Here is a 24,589-nt window from a genome sequence, read left to right on the forward strand (position 1 = left end):
GGACGGTTAGGGTGCGGATCATGGTGCAGACTGCGGTGGAGATCGCGCGCGCGGTGCGCGCCGGTGAGCTGGATCCTGTCCAGGTGACCAGGGAGGCCCTCGCCCGCATCGCGGCGGCCGACGGCGTGGTCGGCGCGTTCCGGCGGGTGCGCGCGACGGAGGCCCTCGCGGAGGCCGCCGAGGTCGCGGCCCGCCCGGACCTTCGTGATCTGCCGTTGGCGGGCGTTCCGGTGGCGGTCAAGGACGTCACGGAGGTCACCGGCGAATACGCGGGCTGGGGCTCGGTCGCCGGCCCGCAGACGCCCTTTTCCTCCGACGGGGTGATCGCGGCCCGCCTGCGCGCGGCGGGCGCCGTGATCGTCGGCCTCACCCGCGTGCCCGAGCTCTGCCTGTACCCGATGAGCGACGACCCCACCGGCGTCTCCCGCAACCCGTGGGAACCCGCGTACACGGCCGGCGGCTCCTCGGGCGGCAGCGCGGCCGCCGTCGCCGCCGGCCTCGTCCCCATCGCCCACGGCACCGACGGCCTCGGCTCCGTGCGCCTGCCCGCCGCCATGTGCGGCCTCGTCGGCCTCAAGCCCGGCCGCGGCGTCGTGCAGGAGCCCACCGAGGGCTGGTACGGCATGTCCACGCACGGCCCGCTCGCCACCACCACCGCCGACGCGGCCCTGCTGATGTCCGTGCTGGGCGAACGCCCTGCACTGGCCGAGGTTCCAGTGCCGGGCCCGCAGCGCATCGCCTTCTCCACCCAGGTCCCCGTCACGCGCGCCCCGCTCCCGCGCCCGCTCGGCCAGGCCGTCACGCAAGCCTCGACGTTGCTGGCTGGTTGTGGTCACTCGCTGACGGAAGCCACCCCCACCTACGGCTTCGACACCATGCTCGCCCTCGTCGCCCGCTGGTTCGCCGGCCCCGCCGCCCAAGCCGACGCCGAGTTCACCTTCCGCCACCTCCAGCCCCGCACCCGCACCCACGTCCGCCTGGGCCACCTCACGCGCGCCTTCGTCCGCGACCGCGCCCGCACTACGTGGATCTCCCGCGCCGAGGAGTTCTTCACCTCCCACGACGTCCTCATCACCCCGACGCTCGCCACTCTGCCCCCGAAAGCCCAGCGCTGGCACCGCCGCTCCTGGCTCGCGAACGCCCTGCCGGCCGTCCGCGTCGCCGACTTCACGGGCTTCTGGAACCTCGCGGGCTTCCCCGCCCTCTCCGTCCCCGTCGGCCACCACCCGACCCTCGACCTCACCACCTCGGTCCAACTGGTCGCCCCACCCGGCGGCGAACCGCTGTTGCTGGGCCTGGCCGCGCAGCTGGAGGCCGCCAACCCCTGGCCTCGCAGCCGCTGACCCCGGCGCCGGTGGTCACAAGGCGTGGGTGGTGACATGCCCCCGCCCTCCTCGGGCGGGGTTCCGGCGAGTCGTTTGTGGCCTGTCGCTGAGCGGGCGGCGCTTTTGTTGATCAGGTGATTGTGTGGGTGTCATGATCGTGTGAGAGTCGTGCTCGTTGCGCAATCGTGCCTGGTTCCTGCCGTGGTTGGTGGTCTGGCCTGGTCGTCGATGCTGATGAAGATCCAGGGCGGGCGGCAGGCCGGGGGCGGGTTCGTGCGGCGGCTTCCGGATCCGCGGGCCTGGCGTCGGGTGCGGCATTCTTTGGCGGCGGCGGCGGCGGTGGTGGCGGTGGTTGTTCGCCCCGATCAGGGAATGGGCAAACGAGGCCCTCACCGGCCTGCGCCGGTGTTGCTGGGTGCGCGTGTCGATGCGGTTGGGCGGATACGTCGCCGTGGACGAGACGGCCGTGCGCCAGGTGACCGGTCGGTTCGATGGCGACACCACCCCGCTCGGTCATCCCGCTCGGCATCCACCCCCGAACACCCGCCGACTTTGCCGGAACCCCGCCCTCCTCCGGGGGTGTCCCTATGTGGTTGTCAAGCTGCGGCCGGGGCGGGTTCGGGGTGGCGGTAGTGGGTGCCGTTGCGGAGCATGGCGTAGAGGACGTCGCAGCGGCGGCGGGCCAGGCAGATGAGTGCGGCGTTGTGTTTCTTGCCTTCGGCTCGTTTGCGGTCGTAGTAGGTCTGGCTGGCTGGGTCGGACAAGGAGGCGAACGCGGCGAGGAAGAACGCGCGTTTGAGCAAGCGGTTGCCGGTCCGGGCCGGGTGCTCGCCCTTGATGCTGGTGCCGGAGCTGCGGGTGACCGGGGCGATGCCGGCGTAGGCGGCCAGATGCGCCGAGGATTTGAAGTTCGAGGCGTCGCCGACCTCGAGCAGGATGCGGGCTGCGGTCCTGACGCCGATGCCGGGCATCGAAGTCAGGACCCTGGCAAGAGGGTGCGCATCGAGTATCCCCTCAACCTGCTCGGCGACCTGTTTGCGTTGCTGCAGAACGGTTTTCAGGCTGTCGGCCAACTTGGGGAGCACGGTGTCCGCGGCCGCATTGCCCGGGACGGTGACGCTCTGCTCGGCCAGCGAGGTCATGATCGCCTCGATCAGCGTGTCGCCCAGGCGCGGCGCGTGGACCTTGGCGATCGCGGTGAGTTTGCGGCGGCCGGCCTTCGCGATGCCGGCGGGCCCGCCACAGCGGGACAGGATTTCCAGAACAGCCGGGTGGCTGATCCTCGGGCCGATGGCGCGTTCGAGGGCAGGATGGATGCCGGTGAGCAGGCCGCGGACGCGGTTGCTGATCCGGGTGGCTTCGCCGGCGAGGTCGTCGTCGAACCCGGCCAGCACCTCCAGCTCGGCCAAGGCCTCGTCGCCGATATCGACCGGGCGCAGCGTGTGCGGCAGGGAGCGGGCGGCGTCTGCGATGACGAACGCGTCGCGGGCGTCGGTTTTGGCGCGGCCTGGGTAGAGGTCGGCGATGCGGCGTATCGCCAGTCCGGGCAGGTAAGCCACCTGGTGACCGGCGGCGCGGGCGACCGTGACCGGCAACGCCCCGATCGTGGCCGGCTGGTCGACCACGACCAGCAGTGTTCCGTGCGCAGCGAGCTTGTCGAACAAGGCTCGCAGCTTCGGTTCGCTGTTGGGCAGCGGCCCGTCATGCAGCCGCTTGCCGTCCGGGTCGAGACCGACCGCGTGGTGGGAGTCCTTGCCGACGTCCAGACCGAGAAATACCCCGAAACTGCTGCTCATCCACCATGCCGTGTCGTTCGCCGCGAGTGGTCACCAGTCAGGCATCGAGCGCCGGCACCCACGTTACGACGAGACCTACCCAGCGGTGGCCGTGTCCCTATCAGCGGTCGGTCGATGCCACCAGGTCCGGTGACACCACCCCCCCCCGGATCATGCGTGCGACTGGGGGACAAAGTCATGCCGGACCCGGTGACCACAGCTCCTTAGTCAGGAATTACGAAAAAGGTAACGGGGGGCGTCCCACGTCCAGTCTATCGGCCACCCCCGACAAAACCCGCTGGTAGCAAGGGAATCCGGCATTTCCTGCGGATAGGCGGCGGCCTGTGAACAACTGCGGGGCGGGGGTTGACAGAGGCTCGCGCCGCTGTGAGAAACGACGAAGGCCGCTTCCCCGGTTGAGGGGGAGCGGCCTTCGGTCGTGAAGCGTGGATCAGGAGTTGGACTTGCCTGCCGCCTGGGAGACCGGCTCAGGCGTAGAGCCATTGCTGTTGCCGTTTGCCGGAGCGGGATTGGGTTTCACCGTCGGGGCCGGGGTGGTCGGGGAGTCGACCGAGACGACCGCGGGCTTCGGCTTCGGGGCCGGAACGGGCTTCGGCGTGGGTGCCGGAGCCGGTGCCGGTGCCGCAGCGGGTTTGGCGGAAGCGGCGGAAGCGGCCGGGGCAGGCACGGACTTGGCCGGACCAGAAGAACCAGCAGGCTTGGTCGAACCAGAAGAAGTAGCCGGATCATCCCCACCCACCAGCTTCGACGCCGACGGGATCACCGATTCCGCCGGAAGGGCCGCCAGCAGGCTCTCGCTGTTCTTCAGCACCTCGTCCGCCATCGCCAGGTTCTTGCGCGCCTGCTCGCGGATTTCGGCGAGGCGCTCGACCTTGCGGGTGGCCGCGGTGGTGCGCTGGGCGGCCTGCGTGGTGGCTTCGTCGAGGCGCCGCTTGGCTTCCGTGGTGGCCTCGTCGACGCGGCGCTTGGCCTCGGCCGTCGCCTCGGCGATTCGGCGCTCGGCCTGGTTCTTGCTCGCCGTGCGCTGATCGGCGATCAGCTTCTCGTGCGCGCTGCGCTCGGCGATGATCTTCGAGTCGAAGTCGCGCTCGATCTTGCGGCGCTTGCGCTCGGCTTCGTTGTCGAGGAGTTCCCGGCGCTGCGCCGCCTCGACGGTGAGCCGCTGCACCTCGGCGCGCGTCTCCTTCAAAGCCTCTTCGTGCTCGGAGTGCAGCGCCTCGGCCTGCTTGTCGAGCTCCGACACCAAGCGCGTGTAGCGCTCGCGCAGCTTCGTCGACGCCTCGGTGGACGAAGCCCAGTGCTTCTCCGCCGCCACCTGCGCGCGCTTGGTGATCTCGTCCGCGCGCGCCTGCGCGAGCTGCACGGTGCGCTGCATGCGCTCATCCAGGTCCTCGAGCCGCTCGGGCGGCTTCATCAGCTCCTCGACGCGGCCCTGCAGCTTGGTCACCTCGCCGCGCGCGGCCTCGAGCTCGCGCGACAGCGTGGCGACCTGCGTCGCCGACGAGTCGCGATCACTGAGCAGCCGGCGCAGCTGCGCCTCGATGTGATCGAGGTACTGGCGCACCTCGTTGCGGTCGAAGCCGTGCCAGGCTTGGGTGTACTCGCGCCGCAGGGGCAGGAGGCCGTTGTCTCGCTCGGGAACCATGGGCCCGACCGTACTCGCGCACCTTGTGTCGTCGGCGTCAGGACTGGTGATTCACCGCCACGTGTCGGGCCCTACCTGGTGATCGTCCCCTGAACGGCCTCACCCTCGAAACGCACCGTGACTACCAGTGGAACCCGCGCGACAGTCGCGCGAGCGCCATCGCCGCCCGGGACAGGTGTTTCTCGCCACGGCCGATCTTGAGCCGGCCCGAGCCGCCGGCCGCGGTCGAGTCGGGGAAGATGCGGAAACCCTGGTACGCGATCGCGTCGGTGAGGCCCGGTGCCAGCGTGTAGGTGAGCCCGATGGCCTGCCCCGCCGGCGTGCCGATGTGCTTGGGCCGCGCGATCAGCGCCTTCATGACCATGTCGGCCGCCTGCTCCGGCGACTTCGTGGGGAACGCGTCGTAGATCTTCGTCGGCCGGATCATCGGCGTGCGCACCAGCGGCATGTGGATCGTGGTGAACGTGATCCCGTCACCGTGCGTCTCCGTCGCCGCGATCCGTGAGAAGTAGTCGAGCGCGGCCTTCGACGCGGCGTACGCGGAGAAGCGCGGCGCGATGCCCTGCACGCCGATCGACGACACGTTCACGATGTGCCCGAACTTCCGCTCCGACATGTGCGGCAGCACCGCGAGGATCAGCCGCACCGCGCCGAAGTAGTTGATCGCCATCGCGCGCTCGTAGTCGTGCATGCGGTCGTACGACAGCTTGATCGACCGGCGGATCGAGCGGCCCGCGTTGTTCACCAGCATGTCGATCCGGCCGTGCTCGGCCAGCATCGCGTCCACGGCCTTGTGCACCGAGTCCTCGTCGGTCAGGTCCGCCGGGTACACCGACGCCGTGCCGCCGGCCGCGATGATCTCGTCGCGCACCTCCTCCAGCTCGTGCTGCCGCCGTGCCACCAGCAGCGGCACGCCGCCCGCGGCCGCGACCTTCAACGCGGTCGCCCTCCCGATGCCCGAAGACGCGCCGGTGATGATCACGCGCCGCCCGTCCAGCTCACCGCGCGGGCCGTGCTTGCGGGCGCGGAACGGGTCGAGGTGCTCGCGCCAGTAGCGCCACAGCGTGGCGGCGTAGTCCTCGAGCCGCGGCACCTCCACGCCCGTGCCCGCCAGCGCCTTGCGCGTCTCGGTCGACGCGAACACCGACGGGAACGCCATCGTCTCCAGCAGCACCGGCGGGATGCCGAGGCGTTCCATCACCGCGTCGCGCGCGATCGTGAAGCCCGGGATGTGCTCGCTGAGCTTGACCAGCCCGAGGATCCCCTTCGAGAAGCCGTCGCCCAGCTGCACTGTGATCGTCGGCGCCCCCGCGGACCGCGCGAACGCGTTGTACACCGACACCACCGGCTGCGGCTCGGGGTTCACCAGGTGGAAGGCACGCCCGTCGAGGCCCGGCGTGGTCACCAGCTCCAGCAGCGCCTTGGCCACGTAGTCGACCGGCACCACGTTGGTGTCGCCGAGGTCCGGCCCGACGATCGGCACGTCAGGGAGCCCGGCCAGCCTGCTGATGGCGGGGAAGAGGTAGTACGGGCCGTCGATCTTGTCCATCTCGCCGGTGTCGGAGTCACCGACCACCACAGCCGGCCGGTACACGCGCCACGGCACCTCGTGCTGCTCGCGCACCAGCTTCTCGGCCTCGAACTTCGTGCGGTGATACGGCGTGATCAGCCGCTGCCCGACATCGAACATGTCCTCGGTGAACAGGCCCTCGTGATCACCGGCCACGGCCACCGACGACACGTGGTGCAGCGCGCCGGCGCGCAAGTCCGCGGCGAGGTCGACGACGTGCTGCGTACCGTCCACATTGGCCTTGATGCTGGTCTCGTCGTCGGCGGTGATGTCGTACAGGGCGGCCAGGTGCACGACGTGGTCCACGCCGCGCAGGTCGTCGCGGTCCTCCTCGGACACGCCCAGCATCGGCTCGCCGAGGTCGCCGGTCACGAGCGTCACGCGGTCCGCATGCGGCCACCCGTCGACCAGCTTCGCCAGCTTCTCCCTCGACGACGCGCGCACCACGAGGGCGACGCGTTCCGCGTCCGGCCGCATGAGCAGCAGCCGGGTGAACTGGCGGCCGATCAACCCGGTCGCACCTGTCACCAAGAACGTCGCCATTTCCATCACCCTCCGCCGTACACCGCTGGACCCTTGCCGCATTCTGCTGCATGGACGCCGCGCTGACCACAGCGCGCCCGAGTGATGTTACTCGCTAGTAACTTGTCGCGAAACCCGGGTCCCGCAGGTCGAGGGCACCTTTTGCCGGCACCGGTGTCCCGATGAGTGGCACGAGGTGACCGTTCGCGACACCCGCCGCGCAGCGCGAACGGTCCCCTCGCACCACGCGAACTGCACGCGGTTGCCCGCCGCGCAGGGAGAAAAAGGCAGAAAACCGGTGCCCCGGCGAAATCCCGCCGGGGCACCGTTGTCGAAGGGCCCGGTGAAAGCTCGTTGAAAAGGATCAGACCGGATCCGCGACGACGACCCGGTTCTCCTCGTACCCGTCGGTCCCGCCGACCCACCGGCCGCCACACGTCACGAGCACCACCCGGTGCGGCCCGGCCTGCCCGAAGAGGTCGTCGGCGCGGCCCGGCAGATCGTCCTTGTGCACGGTGACCAGCTGCGAGATCCGGTACTTCGACGTCTTTCCCACACTGTCCACAATGGTCACCTCGCCGCCGATGCGCTCGTTCCACAGCTCGGCGAACGGTCCCGTCGCGCCCTTCCAGTTCACATGCCCCGCGAAGACGCTGGCGCCGCTCACCGCGTCGAGCGCCGCGCCCCACCAGGCCGCCTGCCCGATGTCCGACGGCACCGGCAGGGTGTTGCCCGGGCCGAGGCCCTGGCGCACCATCGCGGCCGTCCCGCCGCCGGGCAGCCGGAGCGTGCCCGGCTTCTGCGGTGCGAGCGGGGGCTGCTTGTGCTCCACCGGCGCGGCCGGCGGCGGTGCGGCAGGAGCGGTGGACGACGGCGTCGGAGGAGGCGCCGAAGAAGGCGCCTCCGAAGGCGCAGCCGGCCGCAAACCCGCGAGGGCGGCGGCGGCCGGCTGAGCACTGCCGGCCACCACCGCCATCGGGGGTGCGCTGATCACGACGGTGGCGAGCTCCACCACGAGAACGCTCGCCGCGCCGAGGACGAAACCGGTGATCAACCGGCTCTTGCGTGCCATACCTGTTCCGCTCTCACTACCTCCGGGACGCGCGCCGCGCGGCGAACCCGACCAGACCCGAACCGACGAGCGCGAGCACCGCGAGGCCGATCAGCCCCGGCGTGGAGAAGCTCGTCTCGACGGCACCCTTCGCCATCGCCACCGGCTGGTCGCCCGCGGGGATCGCATGGGGGACCTCGTTCGGCGTGTTGGCGACGGTGAGCGCCAGTGTGTCGCCCGGCTTCAATGAGCCGCACACCGAGGGCGGGTTCTTCGGGTCGAACGCGTTCTCGTAGCCCGGCGGCGCGTTGACCTCGACGACGCAGATGTCCTGCGGCGCCAACAGGTTGTCCACGGTCACCGCGCCGGTGTCGCCGGCGGTCGTGACGACCACGGGCTGCCCGTCGGGGCCGTCGAGCGGCTTGCCGTCCTGCCCGGTGGCGGCGGACTTCTTGTCCTTGCCGGTGATCCGCAGCGTCGCGCCGCCGATGCCCTTGCCGGTCTTCGCGTCCGTCTTGGTCACCTGGACTTTGCCCGGCTTCGCGACGGCGACGACACCTTCCGCGGTCAGCGTCTTCTCGCCGCCGGTGGACACCACGTTCTGGATGCCGGTGTTCACCGGGTTCTGCACGTAGGGCCGGTCGGCCGGGGCCGAGAGCGACATCGCGAGCTTCGGCTGGTCGCCGGTCGGCGTGAGCTTCACCGAGATCGTGCCGTCGGCGCCGGTCTTGAGCGTGGTCTCCGTCTGCGCGCCCTGGACGGTCGCGCTACCGCCGGCCGTGTCGCTGGCCTGCGCGTCGTCCTGCGAGTCGGACCCGCTGCCGGTGGTCAGCGTCGCGTCGGTGGCGTCGAGCTTCACCGCGACGTCGGGGACGCCGGTGCCCTTGGCGTTCTTCACGGTGACCGTCCAGGTCGCCGCGGTGCCGAGGTGCTGGTCTTCCTTCGGCGGCGTGACCGAAGCGGTCCACGGGCCGCGGTTGGCCTCGGCGTCGGAGGTCAGTTCGGCGACGTCGTCATACGCCGTGGGGGCCTTGTCCTTCAGCCCCTGCAGGTGCATGTCGATGTCGTAACCGATCTTGTCCGCGGGCAGCGCCTGGTTGAGGTCGTCGTGCCCGGGCCGCGGCGCGGAGGTCCACGAGTGCAGCAGGTGCGCGAGCGCGGCGGCGACGTTCGCGTCCTTGGTGTCGCCGTAACGCAGCAGCAGGTACGAGATGTCGGCCGCCTTGTCGGCGGGGATCTCGTCGCCCCACTTGGTGAGCAGCTTGTCGCCGGGCTTGTACTTCTCGTTCGAGTCCGGCGCCTTCAGCTGGAAGCTGACGCAGAAGACCTGCTTGCCGGCGACGAGGTAGGACCCGAGCCAGTTGCCGCTGTGGTCCTTGTTGTCGAACCGCTGGGCCGGGACCTCGACCCCGATGCCCTGCTGGGTCGCGGCGTCGGCGGCGGTCGGGCCGATTGCGGTGAGGGAGAGTGCGCCGAGCACGGCCGTGGCGACCAGACCGGCGGCCGCGCGCAGGCGAGCGCGCGGGCGTGAAGACCACCCCATGGTGTGTTGACTCCTTCAACATGCTCTGCCGTGACGCCTTTGCGTCGACGCAGGTCACACGATCGAACAACTCCCCGACACGCCTTCGGTCACATTCCGAACACGCGAAGTGAAGGTTCGCGGCTGATCACCCGGATTGTCTAGGGGCCATCGGGTGACCTGCGGTGAACGGTCGTGATCTCGGTCGCATACGGTGTAGCCCGGCGCGGGTCCGGTCCCCTGATCGGGCAAAAGGGTAAAGTCTCCTTTACTTGACGGTCTCGACGGGAACCAGCAGGCCCGAGCGGTCGTTGAACCCCATGCAAGGTGCCAGCAGATCCAGGAGGATCAGGTGCGTTCCAGTAGCAACCCGGCGTTCCGCAACCTGTCCCGCGGTTCGGCCGCTTCAGGGCAGTACGGGCCGAACGTGGGCTTCGACCAGCGGCCCTACGGCACTCCTCAGGGCCAGGGCGGTGTGCCCGGCTACGGTCCCGGGCAGATGGCGGCCGGTTCCGCCGACCGCCCGATGACGGTCGACGACGTCGTCGTCAAGACCGGACTTTCGCTGGGCGTCGCCCTGGTGTTCGGCGTCCTCACGGCGATCTGGGCCCAGACCCAGCTCGTCACCGACTCACTCGGCCGCGTCGAGGGCATGAGCGGGGCGCTGCTCGGCGCGCTGTTCGGCGGCCTGATCGTGGGCCTGGTCCTCTCGCTCGTGATCATCTTCGGGCAGAAGGCGAGCGGTCCGCTCACGCTGGCCTACTCGGCCGCCGAGGGCATTTTCCTCGGTGCGCTCAGCGGGCTGTTCGAGCTGCTCTACCCGGGGATCGCGCTGCAGGCGCTGATCGGCACGGCGGGTGTGTTCATCGCGATGCTGGTGGTCTACAAGACCGGCGCCGTGAAGGTCACGCCGAAGCTGACCAAGTGGATCGTCGGGGCCGTGGGTGGCGTCGTGGTCCTGATGCTGGTCAACCTCCTCACCTCGCTGTTCTTCGGCTTCAACCCGCTGCGCGGCGGCGGGCCGATCGCAATCATCTTCAGCCTGGTGGTCATCGGCATCGCCGCGTTCAGCTTCCTGCTCGACTTCGATCAGGCCGACCGCATGATCCGCTCGGGGATGCCGGCCAAGTGGGCGTGGTTCGCGGCCTTCGGCCTCATGACCACGCTGGTGTGGCTGTACCTCGAGATCTTGCGGCTGTTGTCCTACCTACGCGATTAGCACTCGCGTAGGACTCCCGAGAAGGCGCTCCGTGTACTACGGGGCGCCTTTTCTGTGTACGCGTTTTGTACGCGGGGAAATGGCTCTTCGCGCGACGGAGCGCGTACGCAGAGTGCTTGTGCAGGACCAATTCCTGGCCGCGTCCGTGCAGGTGGAGGACTTTCCGCGGCCGGTCGGAGAGTGCGAAAAGTCGTCTACGTCGTGCTACGGGCGAAATCGATGGCTTTTTGTCGGTGGCGTCCTCTAGCCTCGACGAAGTCACGCAAGGGGGACCCGACCTGGGGCTCGCGTGTCCTTTTGCTCTCGAACGATGGGGATGGTCCACCGCATGTCCGCACAACCGAGTCCGGCCGCGCCGGGCGCTGCCGGACTCGACGACAAACTCGACCGCGGCGTGCTCAAGATCGCCTCCGTGGTGGTGCTCGGCGCCATCATGGCGATCCTCGACACCACGGTCGTCAACGTCGCGCTGCAGAAGCTCACGATCGAGTTCTCCACGTCGTTCGACACGATCCAGTGGGTCGCGACCGGCTACATGCTCGCGCTGGCCACGGTCATCCCGGTCACGGGCTGGGCGTCGGACCGGTTCGGCACCAAGCGGCTATACCTGCTGGCGATCGGCACGTTCCTGGTCGGGTCGATGCTGGCGGGGCTGGCGTGGAACGTCGAGTCGCTGATCATCTTCCGCGTCGTGCAGGGCCTCGGCGGCGGCATGCTGATGCCCGCGGGCATGACGATCCTGACGCGCACGGCGGGTCCGCAGCGCATCGGCCGCGTGATGTCGGTGCTCGGCGTGCCGATGCTGCTGGGCCCGATCTGCGGCCCGATCCTCGGCGGCTGGCTCGTCGACGCCGTGAGCTGGCGCTGGATCTTCTACATCAACGTGCCGATCGGCGTCATCGCGTTCGTGCTGGCGCTGCACCTGCTGCCGAAGGACAAGGCGGCGAAGTCGGGCCGCTTCGACTTCGCGGGCCTGCTGATGGTGTCGCCGGGCCTCGCGGCCCTGATCTTCGGCGTCTCGCGGATCCCGTCCACGGGCACGGTCACCGCGATCGAGGTGTGGCTGCCGGCGATCGCGGGCATCTTGCTGCTGGTGAGCTTCGTGCTGCGCGCACTGCGAGTGGCCGACCCGTTGATGGACCTGAGCCTGTTCCACAACCGGACGTTCTCGGTCTCGATGATCACGCTCTCGGTGTTCTGCATGGGCTTCTTCGGCGCGATGCTGCTGCTGCCCACGTACTTCACTCTGGTGCGCGGCGAATCAGCACTGCACGCGGGCCTGCTGCTCGCACCGCAGGGCTTCGGCGCGATGATCATGATGCCGATCGCGGGCCGCTTGTTCGACAAGTTCGCCGCCCGTCGCATCGTGCTGCCGGGCCTGGCGCTGATCGTGGTGGGCATGGTGCCGTTCACGCAGGTCACGTCGACCACGCCGTACGCGCTGCTGCTGTCGGCCGCGTTCGTCATGGGCCTCGGCATGGGCTGCACGATGATGCCGATCACGTCCGCCGCCCTGCAGACGCTGCGCTCCGAGGACATGGCCAAGGCCTCGACCACCACGAGCATCCTGCAGCAGACGTCGGGCGCCATCGGCTCCGCGATCATGTCCATCGTGCTGGCCGCCCTGCTCGGCTCGCGCTTCGGCGTCCCGACCAACGAGGGCCAGCTGGCGGCCACCGCGGCCACCCTGAACCCCGCCACGCACACCGCCGCGTCCGCCCTCGCCGCCGGCGCCTTCGCGACGCCCTTCCTCATCGCCACGGTGATCCTCGCGGTCTGCCTGGTGCCCGCCGCCTTCCTGCCGAACCGGCGCTTCATCCCGTCGCCCCCGTCCACCGGCTCGGACGACGCGGCCGCGCCGGTGCCGGCGGCGCCGTTGCACTGACTGGTTTTGCTTCACGGGGGAGGGCCGTTTCGCGTTTGTCGGGGGCGACCCTTTCCTTTGTGCGACCGGGCTTTGCTTGTGCTGCGCGCGTTGTCCGCCAGCGTCATCGCGAAAAGGGCCGCCCGCGACCGAAGTCGCGAGCGGCCCTTTTTCCGCGTCCAGCTCGATAAAGCGGTCTACGTCAGGACAGGCGCTCCAGCACCATCGCCATGCCCTGCCCGCCACCGACACACATCGTCTCCAGCCCGAACTGCTTGTCGTGGTGCTGCAGCGAGTTGATCAGCGTCGAGGTGATCCGCGCCCCCGTCATGCCGAACGGGTGGCCGACCGCGATGGCGCCGCCGTTGACGTTGAGGCGGTCGAGGTCGACGCCCAGGTCGCGGTAGGACGGGATGACCTGCGCGGCGAACGCCTCGTTGATCTCGACGAGGTCGATGTCCGAAATGGACATCCCCGCGCGGGCCAGTGCCTGCTTCGAGGCCTCGACCGGGCCGTAGCCCATGATCTCCGGCGACAGGCCCGTAACGCCCGTCGACACGACGCGGGCCAGCGGCGTGAGGCCGAGCTCGCGCGCCTTGGTGTCGGACATGACGATCACGGCGGCGGCGCCGTCGTTGAGCGGGCAGCAGTTGCCGGCGGTGACGCGGCCGTCGGGGCGGAACACGGGCTTCAGGCCGGACACGCCCTCGATGGTGACGCCGGCTCGCGGGCCGTCGTCCTTGGACACGACGGTGCCGTCGGGGAGGGTGACCGGCGTGATGTCCTTGGCCCAGAAGCCGTCGGCGATCGCCTTCTCCGCGAGGTTCTGCGAGCGCACGCCGAACTCGTCCATCTCTTCGCGCGTGATGCCCTTGAGCCGCGCCAGGTTCTCGGCGGTCTGGCCCATGGCGATGTAGACGTCGGGGACGTTCCCCTCGGTGCGCGGGTCGGTCCAGCTGTCCGTGCCCGACTCCGCCGTGGTCTTCGTGCGCGTTTCGGCGTCGGAGAAGAGCGGGTTGTGCGTGTCGGGCCAGGAGTCCGAGCTGCCCTTCGCGAAGCGCGACACGGCCTCGACGCCCGCGGAAATGAAGACGTCACCCTCGCCGGCCTTGATCGCGTGCATCGCCATGCGGGTGGTCTGGAGGCTGGAGGAGCAGTACCGGGTGATCGTGCAGCCAGGCAGGTGGTCGTAACCGAGCTCGACGGCCACCGCGCGGCCCATGTTGAACCCGGACTCGCCGCCAGGCAGGCCGCAGCCGAGCATCAGGTCGTCGATGTCGGCGGGGTCCAGCTGCGGCACCTTGTCGAGCGCCGCCCGGATCATCTGCACGGCGAGGTCGTCGGGGCGCATGCTGACCAGCGAGCCCTTGGCGGCACGGCCGATCGGGGAGCGGGCAGTGGAGACGATGACGGCTTCGGGCATGGCGTGACACTTCCTCGGGTCGGTGACAACGGGCGGGCGCTAAGCGGTTGCTCACCATAGTGCCGCCTGTCCCGCCTCCCGCAAAGCCGAAGGCGACGTGGACCACTATCGGGCGGCCCGCCTGAGTGGACAGCGCCGCAGGTCCAGCGTTTAGGCTGGGCCTCGCCGCCGAGATCCGGCGCGGAAGGGCAGGAGCGCAGTCGTGGAGTACGCCGAGCACATCGTCGACCTCGTGGGGAACACCCCGCTGGTCAAGCTGAACTCCCTCACCAAGGGGCTCAAGCCGCTGGTGCTCGCGAAGGTCGAGTATGTGAACCCGGGCGGGAGCGTGAAGGACCGCATCGCGCTGCGGATGATCGAGGCCGCCGAGGCGTCGGGTGCCCTCAAGCCGGGTGGCACGATCGTGGAGCCGACGTCGGGCAACACCGGCGTGGGCCTGGCGATGGTCGCGCAGCGCAAGGGCTACAAGTGCGTCTTCGTCTGCCCGGACAAGGTGAGCGAGGACAAGCGCAACGTCCTGCGCGCGTACGGCGCCCGCGTGGTCGTGTGCCCGACGGCCGTGGCGCCCGAGCACCCCGACTCCTACTACAACGTGTCCGACCGCCTCGTCCGCGAGATCGACGGCGCCTGGAAGCCCAACCAGTACGCCAACCCCGCGAACCCGGAGAGCCACTACCTCTCCACCGGCCCCGAGATCTGGCGCCAGACCGAGGGCAAGGTGACGCACTTCGTCGCCGGCGTCGGCACGGGCGGCACGATCTCCGGCACCGGCCGCTTCCTCAAGGAGGCCAGCGACGGCCGCGTGCAGGTCGTCGGCGCCGACCCCGAGGGCTCCGTCTACTCCGGCGGCAGCGGGCGGCCGTACCTGGTCGAAGGCGTGGGCGAGGACTTCTGGCCCGAGACCTACGACCGCGGCATCGCCGACCGGATCATCCCGATCTCCGACGCGCACTCGTTCGACATCACCCGCCGCCTCGCGGTGGAGGAGGGCCTGCTGGTCGGCGGCTCGTGCGGCATGGCCGTGGCCGCCGCGCTGAAGCTCGCCGAGGGCCTGACCGAGGACGACGTCGTGGTGGTCCTCCTGCCCGACGGCGGCCGCGGCTACCTCACCAAGGTTTTCAACGACGACTGGATGTCGTCCTACGGCTTCCTCCCGCCCGACTCCTCGGGCGCCACGGTGGGCGACGTGCTCACCAAGAAGAGCGGCTCCCTGCCCAACCTCGTGCACACGCACCCGAACGAGACCGTGGCCGAGGCCGTCGCGATCCTGTCGGAGTTCGGCGTGAGCCAGATGCCCGTGGTCAGCGCGGAGCCGCCGGTCATGGCCGCCGAGGTCGTGGGCGCGGTCAACGAGCGCGACCTGCTCGATGCACTGTTCACCGGCAAGGCCCAGCTCGCGGACAAGCTGGAGACGCACATGTCGCCGCCGCTGCCGACGATCGGCGCCGGCGAACAGGTCAGCTCCGCGATGAAGGCGCTCGAGGGCGCGGACGGCGCGTTGGTGCTGATCGACGGCAAGCCCGCGGGTGTCGTCACCAGGCACGATCTGCTCGGGTTCCTCGCCGGGCGCTAGGAGCAGGCACTGCGCTCTTCTTCACCAATCCGACCACAGTCACGGCCGGGATGGTTGCCGGATGCAGCACCGTCCGGTTAGGTTCCCGTCTACTTCCGGTCGGGTTGGTAAATGGGCTACGCGGGCCGGGGCGTTCCGAGCGCCCTGCCCCGCTATCCGATAGCGTGGGCGCGATAGAACTTTTTCGCGTCCTCGTCAAGGGGGTTCAAGACCCACATGAGTGCTCCGCAGCCACCGAACCAGCCCGGGGACGGCGGCGAGCAGCCGCCGCAGGGCCCACCGAGTGGTCCCACACCTCAGCAGGACAGTCCTTTCGGCGCGTCGGAGCCGACCCAGGTGGTCCAGCCGGGCCAGCCGTACCCGTCGGCCCCGTCTTCGGGTGAAGGCGGACTGTTCGGCGAAGCCCCCGAGCCCACGCAGGTCGTGCGGCCCGGTGACGCGAACGCCGGAGGCGAAAGCCACTTCGGCGCCGAGTCGACGCAGCTCGTCCCGCCCGGCTCGCAGCCGCCGGCCATCCCGTACTCCCCGCCGCCGAGCGCGGCCGACAACCCCGCAGCCATGGGCGGCGGGTTCGGCCAGCAGGGCTTCGGGGGACAGCCCGGCGCTCCGGGTGCTCCCGGTGCTCCTGGCGCTCCTGGTGGCTTCGGCCAGCCGGGCCAGCCGCAGGGCTTCGGTGCCCCGGGCGGGTTCGACCAGGGCCAGGGTGCCTTCGGCGCTCCGCCGCAGGGCGGGTTCGGCCAGCCGGGTCAGCCGGGCGGTTTCGGAGCGCCGCCGGCTTTCGGCGCCGCGCCCGTCGCGTCCGGTGGCGGCAACAGCATGTACGGCTTCATCGCCGGTGGCGTCGTGGCGCTGCTGGGCGTGCTGTCGCTGATCTGGTCGTTCCTCTACATGGGCGACGCGAGCGACTACTCGTCCAGCCTCGACCTGGCCCGCCAGAAGGCCGGTGACGCGCAGGTCGATCAGCTGCTCAGCCAGTCGGGCCTCGCCTCGCCGGGCGCCATCTGGTTCTACGTGATCATGGTCCTGGTCGGCGCGGTGGTCTCCATCGCGGGCGGCGCCGGGCTCATCCTGGCCGGCCGTCTCGGCGGCGGGATCAAGAAGATCGTGCCGATCGTGGTCGCCGTGGGCGGCGTGCTGCTGGGCGTCTTCGGTGTCCTGCTCATCGCCGGCTCCACGCCGAACCAGGAGCTCCTCGACCAGGCCGGCAACACGGGCGCCGACAGTATCGGCATGCCGACGCTCGTCTTCGGCATCCTGATCTTCATCGTCGGGCTCCTCGGCCTCATCCCGCCCACCGCCCAGTTCGTCGGTCTCGGCGGCGGCACCCCGGGCGGCGCGGGCGGCTTCGGTGGCCCCGCGGGTGGTGCGGGTGGCTTCGGCCAGCCGGGCCCCTTCGGCCAGCCGCAGCAGGGCTTCGGCCAGCCGGGCTTCGGCGGTCAGCCGGGTCAGCCCGGTCAGCCGGGTCAGCCGGGCTTCGGTCAGCCCGGCGAACAGCCCCCGTTCGGCCAGCCCGGCTTCGGCCAGCAGCCCGGCACCCCCAACCCGAGCAGCGGCGGCTTCCCCCAGCCCGGCGGCTACGGCCAGCCCCCGCAGCCCGGCTACGGCCAGCCCGGCGAACAGCCCGGCAGCGGCGGTTTCCCGCAGCCGGGCCAGCCCCAGCCCGGCCAGCCCCAGCCCGGCCAGCCCCAGCCCGGCCAGCCCCAGCCCGGTTACGGTCAGCCCGGTCAGCAGCCCCCTCCCGGCTACGGCCCGCCCCCCGGCTACGGCCAGCCCGGCCAGCAGCCGCCCCCGGGCTACGGCCCCCCGCCCGGGCAGCAGCCCCCGGGCTACGGCCAGCCGCCGCAGCAACAGCAGTGGTGACCAGCTGAGCTTCGTGTGAAAGGCCCCTTCGGTGCATGGCATCGAAGGGGCCTTTTGCTGTCCGGCGGCTCTTCGGCTCTGCAGCCGGGTCGGCTCGCGCTCGCGTTTGCGCCGCTGCCGGGCAATCGCTGCGGCCGCCTGCTCGCAGGTCGACTCGCGTTCGTCTTTGTGCTGCCGTGTCCAGGGCGGTGCTCGTGCTGAGGGCGGCTTCGGTCGGGTGTCGCGTTCTGGGCTGCAGGAGCTTGCTGTCGGTGGCCGAAGCTAAGCGGAGAAGCCGTGGCGAGTCGCTGAGTTCCGTCGTAACGGTCGTTCGCCGTCGAGTGCTGTTCGGTTTCGCGATGCGGTGCCGGGCTTGTCCAGGATCAGATAGTCGAGGCTTGTCGAATACCGTTCGGTATCGCGAGCCGCACCCACCCAAGCCGGCCCACGCCCGGTCTTCGCGGGCCATTTCCCCACTGTCGGCACTTATCCCGTTGCGCTCCGGGAGCGCGGAGCCGCCGACGCCGCACCTGGTCACCCACACAGCCGATCTTTGCCGGAAATTGAGAAATGCTGTTTTCCACTAACAGCCCACCCTTCTGATCTTGAACCATTGCCTGACCTGAGCGAAACGGGCACCGGTTCTTCATCGCTTCACCATTTCCCGTCCATGATCGCGATTTCCGGGCTAGGGTGAGCCGTTCGTTTTCGCCTTCGGCCCGAGGGGGAGCAGAGTTGACCGGCCCGTACGGATCTCCAGCGCAGCAGCGGTCAGGTCGCGCGCACGGGGAACCGCCGGCGCGGCGCGGCCGTCCGTCGGGGGCGACGGCGTTGGTCGCGGCGTTGCTGGGGCTCGTGGCGGTCGGGGCGGCGGGCTACCTGCCGGTGACGTTGTTCATCGACATCCCTTCGGGGTTCAGTCTCGGTGACCTTCCTGTGTGGACACTCGTGGACCTCGGCGGCTACCTGGGTGCCGCCCTCTTCCTGCTCGTCGGCGCGCTCGCCACGATCTTCCGCGCCACCGCGGGCGCCGTGCTGCTGATCCTCGGCGCGGTGATCGCCATCGGCGCGATCCTGCTGGAGCCGACGCTCGGCAACGGCGGCTACGCGGCCTACTTCGAGGTCGTCTTCGCGCTGAACGGGTTCGCGGCCGTCGACCGGGCCGTGCTGGTGGTGCTGGCGCCGCTCGTGCTGGTGCTGGCGGCGCTGCGCCCGACGTTCTCGTATCTCAGGTACCGGACCTGCGTGCCCGGACAGTGGTGATTCGCGCCCCGAAAACGTCTCCGGCCTGGCACGATACGAGGACATCTCCCCGCAGCCGGTGGGGGCCGGATTCCCGAGGACTTCCGTGAGCTATCCCCAGAACCCCGGCCAGGGGCAGAATCCGCAGCAGTCATACGGTCAGCAGCCCTCCGGCCCACAACCCTTCCCCGGCCAGCAGCCCTACGGCCAGCCGTACCCGGGCCAGCAGTCGGCGCCGTACTCCGGTCCGCAGCCGATGCCGGGTCAGCCGTACTCGGGACCGCAGCCCGTGCCCGGCCAATACCCCCAGCAGTACGGACAGCCGAGCCAGCCGTTCCCCGCGTACCCGGGCGGCCCGGGCGTGCTCCAGCAGAAGCCGGGTGGCGGAACCGCGATCACCGCGGCCGTGCTGGCGATCCTGGGGGGCATCGTCGCGCTGCTCGGGGTGATCGGGTCGATCGTCGGGCTGTCGACGCTGCACGGTACCGAGGTGCTCTTCATCGTCTCGCTGGTCGTCGATCTCGCGCTCGCCGGTTTGCTGCTCTACGGCGCCATCGCCCTGATCATGCACAAGCCGGCGGGCCGGATGTGTGTGATCATCGGCTGCGGAGTCTCGATCGCGTTCTCCGTGATCTCGTTGATCCTGTCGACGGCAGGCGTCGGCGCGCTCGGTGCGTCGGCCGAGTTCCTGGGCTACGGCATCGCGAGTGGTCTCGTCGCGCTCATCCCGCCGGTGGCCACGCTGGTCCTCGCGATCGTCAAGCCCACCCAGTTGTGGGTCGGACTCGGCACACCGGCGCAGCCGCAGTACCCGGGCACCTACCCTCCGCAACAAGGCTGGTGACGAACGGTCCCCTCCGGCGCATCGTGGGACCGCACTGGCGGGACCTGCGACGACAGGTGAGGCAGGCGTGAATTCCATCCCACCTGGCGGGATTGTCGGTACCGGGCCGTACCCTGGAACCATGGTCGACGACTACTCCGTGCTGGGTTTCGAAACACGCGCCATCCACGCCGGGCAGCAGCCCGATCCGCGGACGGGCGCCGTTATCGTGCCCATTTACCAGACGTCGACCTACGCGCAGGACGGCGTCGGCGGCACCCGCGAGGGTGACTACGAGTACTCCCGCACGGCGAATCCCACGCGTACCGCGCTGGAGCAGGCCCTGGCCTCGCTCGAAGGCGCCCGCCACGCGCTGGCGTTCGCTTCGGGCATGGCGGCGTCCGACGCGGTGCTGCGCACGACCCTGCGCCCGGGCGACCACCTGGTGCTGGGCAACGACGCGTACGGCGGCACGTTCCGCCTGATCGACAAGGTGCTGAGCCTCTGGGGCATCGAGCACACCGTCGCCAACCTCGCGAACGTCGACGAGGTCCGCGCGGCGCTGCGGCCCGAGACCAAGCTGATCTGGTGCGAGACGCCCACCAACCCGCTGCTCGGCATCGCCGACATCGCGGCGCTGGCCGGCGTGGCCCACGACGCGGGCGCGCGCCTGGTCGTCGACAACACCTTCGCCACGCCCTACCTGCAGACGCCGCTGGCCCTCGGCGCCGACATCGTGGTCCACTCCACGACCAAGTACCTCGGCGGCCACTCCGACGTCGTCGGCGGGGCCGTGCTCACCAACGAGGACGAGGTCCGCGAGCAGCTGTTCTACCTCCGCAACGCCGCCGGCGCTGTTCCCGGCCCCTTCGACGCGTGGCTCACGCTGCGCGGCCTGAAGACGCTGGCGCTGCGCATGGAGCGGCACAGCGACAACGCCGAGCTGATCGTGCAGACGCTCGCCAAGCACCCGAAGGTCTCGAAGGTCTACTACCCGGGCCTGCCCGATCACCCCGGCCACGAGGTCGCGGCCAAGCAGATGCGCCGCTTCGGTGGCATGGTGTCCTTCCGCCACGCCGACGGCGAGCAGGCCGCGCTGGCCGTCGCGTCGCGCACCAAGCTCTTCATCCTGGCCGAGTCCCTGGGCGGCATCGAGTCCCTCATCGAGCACCCGGGCCGCATGACCCACGCCTCCACGGCGGGCTCCACGCTCCAGGTCCCGGCCGACCTGCTGCGCCTCTCCGTCGGCATCGAGGACGGCACCGACCTGGTCGCCGACCTCACTGCTGCGCTGGGCTGAGCCGGCGTTCTCGCGGAACCCCGTGCCACTTTGTCGTGGTGCGGGGTTTCTGCGATGGCTACTCACTCGGTCGGCACAGCCCCCGCCCTCCTCGGGGGGACTGCCCTGTTCCAGTTTACCGAGGTCACCGGCCCGAAAACGGTGATCTGGAAATTTGTGGACAACTCGGGGCCGGCGGGATCTGCTGTGGATAACCCGGGTCTACCTCGGACGGGCGCGTGCCTCTGGGCGGCCACGAGCCGGTGAATCGAGCGGACCTCAGCACACAAGAACCCCGCGCGGATTTCGAAGCGCGGGGTTCGGAGGAGAGGTCCAGACCCGTCAGGGCCGGTAGCTGCTCGGCTGCGGACCCGCCGTGTGCATGGAGTGGTGGACGGCCTCCTGCTGCTCGGCGGGCGCGGTCGGGAGCTCGGAGCCGTCGATGCAGCCGCCGACGAGCTCGACGTGGTTGTCGTGGCGGATGTACTGGGAGTGGGCGCCGCAGCCGGCCGCGTCGACGGTGAAGTAGGCGGCGCCAGTGAGGGCGACGGCGGACGCGACGCCCAGCACCAGGGGCAGGACACCGGCCGAACGGGTCGCGCGCATCCCGCGAGCGGTCGTCGCGTTTTTCCCGCGGGCCATGGTCGCACTCCCTGATCACGTGAGGTTGCCGTTATCAGACTACCGGTCCTGCGGCGGTGGTACCTCGGCCATCCGTCGGTGGCATCATCGCGACCTATGGAACTGGTCAGCATCGAGCGGATCGAGGAGGCGCGCAAGCTCCTCGAGGGCATCACCAGGGTGACCCCCATGGAACATGCCCGCGACCTGCGGCGCTTACACGGCGGCCCGGTCTACCTCAAGTGCGAAAACCTGCAGCGCACCGGGTCGTTCAAGATCCGCGGCGCCTACACCCGCATCCACGGTCTCACCCAGGAGGAACGCGCTCGCGGCGTCGTGGCGGCGAGCGCCGGCAACCACGCGCAGGGAGTGGCGCTGGCGTCTTCGCTGTTGGGGATCTCGTCGACGGTCTTCATGCCACTGCGCGCGCCCCTGCCGAAGCTCGCGGCCACCCGCGGCTACGGTGCCGACGTGCACCTCCACGGTGCCGTCCTCGAAGAGACGCTGGCGGAGGCCATCGCGTTCTCCGAGCGCACCGGGGCGGTGTTCATCCACCCGTTCGACCACGTCGACGTGATCGCCGGGCAGGGCACCGTCGGCCTGGAGATCCTGGAGCAGGTGCCCGGTGCGAAGACCGTGCTCGTGGCCACGGGCGGTGGTGGCCTGGTCGGCGGCGTCGCGGCGGCGGTGAAGGGGCTGCGGCCCGACATCCGCGTGGTGGGCGTGCAGGCCGAGGACGCCGCCGCGTACCCGCCTTCGCTGGCGGCCGGCTCGCCCGTGCGCCTGCGCGAGCTGCACACGATGGCCGACGGGATCGCGGTCGGCGAGCCGGGGCCGGTCAGCTACGCGCACGTGTCTTCGCTGGTCGACGACGTCGTCACGGTCAGCGAGGAGTCACTGTCCCGCGCGGTGCTGCTGTGCCTCGAGCGGCGCAAGCTCGTGGTCGAGCCCGCCGGCGCCGCGACGGTCGCCGCGCTGATGCAGCACCCGGGCGCCTTCGAGCCGCCGGTGGTGGCGATCCTGTCGGGCGGCAACGTCGACCCCGTGCTGCTCCAGCAGATCATCCAGCACGGCATGACGGCCGGCGGCCGCTACCTCAAGCTCCACCTGCGCGTGCCCGACCGGCCCGGCTCGCTCGTCTCCGTGCTGACGTGCGTGAAAGAGCTCGGCGCCAACGTCCTCGACGTCGAGCACTCCCGCATCTCGGGCAGCCTCGCCCTCGGCGAGGTCGACGTGGCGCTCGCCCTGGAAACCCGCGGCCCCGAACACTGCAAGCAGGTCGAGGCCGCCCTCGCCGACGCCGGTTTCACCATCGTCTCGTGACCGTCCTCAGTGGACTGGCTGTTCCCCGGTGACCGCCGCCAGCGCCAGCTGCCACGCCGGCTCCCCGACGTCGGGCACCTCGAACCGCTGCCCGCGAATGTGGCTCAGCAGCTCCGGGTCCGGCGCCACGGCGTGCTCCCGCAGGTAGTACGCGACGGCGCCGGGCCACACCCAGCTGCCATCGGTCCGGAACGTCAACGGCACCACGTCCGCGCGCCCCGGCTCGAACGCGTCGACGTCGAAACTCCGCGACGCCAACACAGCCGGCGCGGACTCGAGGTAGGCCAGCACCCGCTCGCGCTCCGCCTCGGGCAGCGCCTCGCGCTCCACCACTGGCCGCCCGGCCTCGTCGAGCCCGTCGTAGACCCGCGGCGTCCGCATCTCGGCCGCCGTCGTCGCCGGCGGATCGGCGACGCCGTGCCCAGCCGGCGCGGCGGGGCCGGCTGCTTCCTCGGGAGCAGCGGCACGTTCCGGTGTTGGCAGGGCGGTGTCCGCGGGCGGTACGGAGGCTGCTTCCTCGGCTGCCGACAGGGACGCAGGCGCGCCGTGCTGCTGAGCTGTGGGCGCTGCGCCACCGTCCGGTGCCAGTGCGGCGGCGCCCTCTGACCGTGCGGCGGCTGCATCTACCGGCGTGCCTCGCTGCTGAGTCGCGGGCGTTGCGCCACCGTCTGGCTCCGGTGCAGCGGCGCCCTCTGGCGGCGCTGTGGCTGCTTCACCGGTCATGCCTTGTTGCTGAGCCGCGGGGGTGCTCGCAAGCGCTGTCCCGGTGTTCTCCTGCGGCGAGGCGGGGGCTGCGCTTTCGTCCGCCGCCGTGGCGGCACCTTGTCGAGGTGCGGCAGGTGCGTCGGTGTGAGACGCCGGCACAACGGGAGTTGGCGCGCCGCCCTGCTGTGCAGCGGTGTCCTTTTGCGCGGCTGCCGTGCGCTGGTCCGCGGGTGGCGCGGTAGCGGCGTCCGGGTGCGGGGCGGCAGGTGCGCCGGCGGGAGGTGTCGGCGCGGCGGGCGGTGGCGGCGGCGCCTCGGGCGTCCACGGCGCCGGGAGGGGTGGCAGGCCCGCGCGGGTTCGCAGCCAAGGTGGGATGAAGGCTTCCGAGCGCGGGAAGAACCGCAGTTCGTCCTGGAAGCCGAGTTGCGGGGGCGGGCGGCGCCAGACCGGCTCGACGTCCGGGCGGAAGTCGAGGCGCGGTGGGTGCTGCGGGGTGAACAGGAGCGTCGCACTGAGCCAGGTGCCGCGGCCGCGGCGGTACATGCCGCCGCGGAGGACGGCGAGGAGGCGGACGGCCTCGGGGTGCGGGCGGGCCGGGTAGTCGCGTCCGTCCGGGGCCGTGGTGACGACGTCGGCCTCGACGTGCCGCCCCACGGCCCGGTACTCGACCCGCAGCTGCCGCCAACCCGGCGGCACGGCCGAGGCGCACGCCTGGCCGATCCGCTGGACGAGGTCCTGCTGCTGGGCCGGGCTCAGGGGTACCGGCGGTTGGCTCAATGCGTCTCCCGCGGTGGTGTCAGTTGCCGGCGGCGGCGAGCCGCTCGCGGAACCAGTCGGGCATGAACTCCTCGGTGCGGGGGAACCGCTCCTGCTCGATCGCGAACTGCTCCGCGGCCGGGTACGGGTCGAAGTCCGGTTCGTTGCGCCAGTTGTACTGGATCGTGAACCGGCTCGGCGGCTCGATGCCGAAGCGCGCGGAGAACCACGTCCCCTCGCCCTCGGTGTACATGCCGCCGCGCAGGCGCTGGAACATCTTCCACACGTCGACCGGCGGGTCCCACGGGCGGAACGTGCCGCTGGGGTCCTTCACCCCGACTGCGACGTCGACGTTGCGGCCGACCATGCGGTAGTCGATCATCACCTGCTGCCAGCCCGGCGGCAGGGCTTCGACCACGGCCGTGGTGATCTCACCCAGCAGCTCGTTCTGCTGGATCGGGTCCAGCTCCGGCCACTTGAACGGCATCGGT

18 protein-coding genes are annotated in these 24,589 nt (G+C 70.5%); 9 read left to right on the forward strand and 9 right to left on the reverse strand.

Features of this window, described 5'->3' with window-relative positions; translation table 11 throughout:
- Positions 1-20: 20 nt before the first annotated feature.
- A complete protein-coding gene (locus QRX50_RS14850) occupies positions 21-1,343 on the forward strand; it encodes an amidase family protein (protein ID WP_285972525.1) in 1,323 nt (440 codons plus the stop codon).
- A gap of 578 nt (positions 1,344-1,921) precedes the next feature.
- Here the strand turns inward: QRX50_RS14850 and QRX50_RS14855 are convergent.
- From QRX50_RS14855 to QRX50_RS14875, 5 genes are all read right to left on the reverse strand, one after another.
- The gene (locus tag QRX50_RS14855; RefSeq protein WP_285972526.1) at positions 1,922-3,121 is read right to left on the reverse strand and encodes an IS110 family RNA-guided transposase; all 1,200 of its coding nucleotides are present in this window, start codon (positions 3,119-3,121) and stop codon (positions 1,922-1,924) included.
- A 430-nt stretch (positions 3,122-3,551) separates the two neighbouring features.
- Positions 3,552-4,766, reverse strand: a complete 1,215-nt coding sequence (locus tag QRX50_RS14860; protein WP_285972527.1) for a coiled-coil domain-containing protein — start codon at positions 4,764-4,766, stop codon at positions 3,552-3,554.
- Between the two features lie 121 nt (positions 4,767-4,887).
- Complete coding sequence (locus QRX50_RS14865) at positions 4,888-6,879, reverse strand: SDR family oxidoreductase (RefSeq protein ID WP_285972528.1); 1,992 nt, start codon at positions 6,877-6,879, stop codon at positions 4,888-4,890.
- Between the two features lie 343 nt (positions 6,880-7,222).
- Positions 7,223-7,930, reverse strand: coding sequence for a class F sortase (locus QRX50_RS14870; protein ID WP_285972529.1), 708 nt, complete (start codon positions 7,928-7,930; stop codon positions 7,223-7,225).
- A 16-nt stretch (positions 7,931-7,946) separates the two neighbouring features.
- Positions 7,947-9,452: a SpaA isopeptide-forming pilin-related protein gene (locus QRX50_RS14875; RefSeq protein ID WP_285972530.1), complete on the reverse strand. Its 1,506-nt coding sequence runs from the start codon at positions 9,450-9,452 to the stop codon at positions 7,947-7,949.
- 331 nt (positions 9,453-9,783) lie between these two features.
- On the opposite strand from QRX50_RS14875, the gene QRX50_RS14880 reads away from it, so the two are divergent.
- Together QRX50_RS14880 and QRX50_RS14885 are read left to right on the forward strand one after the other, a co-directional pair.
- On the forward strand, positions 9,784-10,650 hold the full coding sequence (locus tag QRX50_RS14880; RefSeq protein WP_285972531.1) for a Bax inhibitor-1/YccA family protein: 867 nt from the start codon (positions 9,784-9,786) through the stop codon (positions 10,648-10,650).
- 328 nt (positions 10,651-10,978) lie between these two features.
- Positions 10,979-12,535 (forward strand): DHA2 family efflux MFS transporter permease subunit, encoded by a 1,557-nt coding sequence (locus QRX50_RS14885; RefSeq protein WP_285972532.1) that lies wholly within the window; start codon positions 10,979-10,981, stop codon positions 12,533-12,535.
- Positions 12,536-12,716: 181 nt separating this feature from the next.
- Here QRX50_RS14885 and QRX50_RS14890 read toward each other — a convergent pair whose 3' ends face one another.
- Positions 12,717-13,937 carry an acetyl-CoA C-acetyltransferase gene (locus QRX50_RS14890; RefSeq protein WP_285972533.1) on the reverse strand — a complete coding sequence of 407 codons (1,221 nt, stop codon included), beginning with the start codon at positions 13,935-13,937 and terminating at the stop codon, positions 12,717-12,719.
- 202 nt (positions 13,938-14,139) lie between these two features.
- Between QRX50_RS14890 and QRX50_RS14895 the strand changes: the two genes are divergently transcribed.
- From QRX50_RS14895 to QRX50_RS14915, 5 genes are all read left to right on the forward strand, one after another.
- Positions 14,140-15,510 carry a cystathionine beta-synthase gene (locus QRX50_RS14895; RefSeq protein ID WP_285972534.1) on the forward strand — a complete coding sequence of 457 codons (1,371 nt, stop codon included), beginning with the start codon at positions 14,140-14,142 and terminating at the stop codon, positions 15,508-15,510.
- 216 nt (positions 15,511-15,726) lie between these two features.
- Positions 15,727-17,370 (forward strand): hypothetical protein, encoded by a 1,644-nt coding sequence (locus tag QRX50_RS14900; protein ID WP_285972535.1) that lies wholly within the window; start codon positions 15,727-15,729, stop codon positions 17,368-17,370.
- A gap of 714 nt (positions 17,371-18,084) precedes the next feature.
- Positions 18,085-18,612: a hypothetical protein gene (locus QRX50_RS14905; protein WP_285972536.1), complete on the forward strand. Its 528-nt coding sequence runs from the start codon at positions 18,085-18,087 to the stop codon at positions 18,610-18,612.
- An 85-nt stretch (positions 18,613-18,697) separates the two neighbouring features.
- Positions 18,698-19,435, forward strand: a complete 738-nt coding sequence (locus tag QRX50_RS14910) for a hypothetical protein (RefSeq protein WP_285972537.1) — start codon at positions 18,698-18,700, stop codon at positions 19,433-19,435.
- Between the two features lie 121 nt (positions 19,436-19,556).
- On the forward strand, positions 19,557-20,714 hold the full coding sequence (locus tag QRX50_RS14915; protein WP_285972538.1) for a cystathionine gamma-synthase: 1,158 nt from the start codon (positions 19,557-19,559) through the stop codon (positions 20,712-20,714).
- A gap of 321 nt (positions 20,715-21,035) precedes the next feature.
- On the opposite strand, the gene QRX50_RS14920 is transcribed toward QRX50_RS14915, so the two are convergent.
- Positions 21,036-21,335: a hypothetical protein gene (locus tag QRX50_RS14920; RefSeq protein WP_285972539.1), complete on the reverse strand. Its 300-nt coding sequence runs from the start codon at positions 21,333-21,335 to the stop codon at positions 21,036-21,038.
- Positions 21,336-21,431: 96 nt separating this feature from the next.
- Here QRX50_RS14920 and ilvA point away from each other — a divergent pair, with 96 nt between their 5' ends.
- Positions 21,432-22,637: a threonine ammonia-lyase gene (gene ilvA / locus QRX50_RS14925; RefSeq protein ID WP_285972540.1), complete on the forward strand. Its 1,206-nt coding sequence runs from the start codon at positions 21,432-21,434 to the stop codon at positions 22,635-22,637.
- A gap of 6 nt (positions 22,638-22,643) precedes the next feature.
- Here ilvA and QRX50_RS50295 read toward each other — a convergent pair whose 3' ends face one another.
- On the reverse strand, positions 22,644-24,119 hold the full coding sequence (locus tag QRX50_RS50295; RefSeq protein WP_434533272.1) for a hypothetical protein: 1,476 nt from the start codon (positions 24,117-24,119) through the stop codon (positions 22,644-22,646).
- Between the two features lie 19 nt (positions 24,120-24,138).
- On the reverse strand, positions 24,139-24,585 hold the full coding sequence (locus QRX50_RS14935) for a hypothetical protein (RefSeq protein WP_285972541.1): 447 nt from the start codon (positions 24,583-24,585) through the stop codon (positions 24,139-24,141).
- Between the last annotated feature and the right edge of the window lie 4 nt (positions 24,586-24,589).

The organism is Amycolatopsis sp. 2-15 (assembly GCF_030285625.1).
Lineage (GTDB): Bacteria > Actinomycetota > Actinomycetes > Mycobacteriales > Pseudonocardiaceae > Amycolatopsis > Amycolatopsis carbonis.